Source organism: Furfurilactobacillus entadae (genome assembly GCF_045862745.1).
Lineage (GTDB): Bacteria > Bacillota > Bacilli > Lactobacillales > Lactobacillaceae > Furfurilactobacillus > Furfurilactobacillus entadae.
The window spans coordinates 1-1,968 of the sequence record NZ_BQXN01000046.1 but is presented as its reverse complement, the minus strand read 5'-3'; the positions used below and the strand labels follow the sequence as shown (position 1 = coordinate 1,968).

Genomic DNA, 1,968 nt, shown 5'->3' with positions numbered 1-1,968 from the left:
CAACGTCAACCACTGACGCTGATAAGAACCGGCAAGCATTACCAGACACTGAAATTCAGGCAGGTGCCACCGTGGTTGGTTGGCTCCTCGCACTCTTTGCCGGTTTCATCATCTGGTTCAAACGCCGTCGGAAGGGACAGCGGAAAGCACGCCGGGCCTAATTTATCTCGCGAGTGTTTACCACTGAACCATGTGTAATCGAAAAGCGCCACTCATCTGCAAGTCATTGCGGATGGGCGGCGCTTTTTTTGTGACACAAAGAATTAAAAAACCAAGTAACAGATCATAATTAAAATCGTTAATGTTCTAATCTGAATGGGATAGACGCACAATGGCTAAGCGCTTTTTGATGAGTGAGTAACGATAACACGGGCAAAAGACAGCTAGCGCCATTTAATAAAATTAATATTGCTAACCGTGACACTATGGTTCAAACTAATGCAGTACCACTCGAACATACTTTAAGCTTGGGCTGTTAACTCATTGAAAATCCTGTGGTGCTTATATCGTCAGTAAATTAAAACGTCAGCTTATGTAGAACATGTTTATTCGCCCTTAAACAAACGTACCTAGAGTAGAGCCAAGATGGATGACAATCCTTGATCAAACTATTCTTGACCCGATAAAGGGCCCTAGCTCTGTAGCCGGGACGTTGGCGACGAAGAAATTTCTAAAATATGTCCATTATTAATAATTGGAATAATAGAAACGAGGCGTAAAATCAATGCCACAAGCACAGTCACATGACCAACAGATCACCGATTTTTGGAATGCAGTTTGCCAATGCAAACACTTAGGCACACTACCGCAACCTGAGTCGTGGGCCTTTGGGAATGGCGAACAGCAGGCCGATGAATTGGCCGCTCTTGTTATTGCGGGTCAAAAAACGGCGACAACATCTGCGTTCTTTCCAGGTGAAACAACCGCAGCGGTTGATGAGTACAATATTATATTAGACGGTCGTAACCAACCGGTGGCAGTTACCCAAACAGTTGTTTCAGAAATCATGCCGTTTACACAAGTGAGTGCGGAACATGCGTATCATGAAGGTGAAGGCGACCAAACACTCACGTATTGGCGGCGGGTCCACGAGACATTTTGGAAGCAGGAAGCCGCAGAAGAAAACTGGTCATTTAGTGAGGCCATGCTGGTTTCTTGCGAAGTGTTTCGCCTAGTCGCAACTCGTGAAGAACTAGAATAACTATGTTTCATACTACCCGGCGGGGTATAAATAAAGTAATAAAACAATGTTGGTAGATACCCATGCGGGTGTTTCGCTAACTGTGATCGTGATTATCAAAGTGGCGTTACATCATCTAATGAGTTACACAACTTTGTGGTTTTTATTTTATCGTGCGTCATAATTTATATGGTCTGTTGTCATCTATGTATTATCAATATCGTATGAGAATCTAGTAGACGTAGCTCACTGTTCCTTCAATCCTTAAACACCGACAGAATTAACCAATCTTAAAAGTTCACTTAAGCGATAAATGATTTAGCTCCTTTAATTCAGATTTTGTTGAGACATAGCGAAATTGATTTAAATGAGTTTATAAATCGTAATTAGATTTACTTATGTTGAGAGTGAACTGTTTCAAATATGTTCAATAAAAAAAGCGCCGCCCATCCGCAATGACTTGCAGATGAGTGGCGCTTTTCGATTACACATGGTTCAGTGGTAAACACTCGCGAGATAAATTAGGCCCGGCGTGCTTTCCGCTGTCCCTTCCGACGGCGTTTGACCCAGATGATGAAACCGGCAAAGAGTGCGAGGAGCCAACCAACCACGGTGGCACCTGCCTGAATTTCAGTGTCTGGTAATGCTTGACGGTTCTTATCAGCGTCAGTGGTTGACGTTGGTAATCCTAATTCATTATTTGAATTAGATGTGCCAGGCGTTACCTCATCAGGAGCGGTGGTATTTCCGTTGTTACCAGTGGTGTTGGTATCAATATCGGAGCCACC

Annotated in this window: 2 protein-coding genes; one reads left to right on the top strand and one right to left on the bottom strand. The window is 43.4% G+C overall.

The annotated features are described in order from the left end of the window. The first annotated feature begins 724 nt into the window (after positions 1-724). Positions 725-1,201, top strand: a complete 477-nt coding sequence (locus ACKTR5_RS11635; RefSeq protein ID WP_407881667.1) for an ASCH domain-containing protein — start codon at positions 725-727, stop codon at positions 1,199-1,201. Positions 1,202-1,701: 500 nt separating this feature from the next. On the opposite strand, the gene ACKTR5_RS11630 is transcribed toward ACKTR5_RS11635, so the two are convergent. Next, a partial coding sequence (locus ACKTR5_RS11630) for a hypothetical protein (protein ID WP_407881665.1) occupies positions 1,702-1,968 on the bottom strand: 267 nt, incomplete at its 5' end.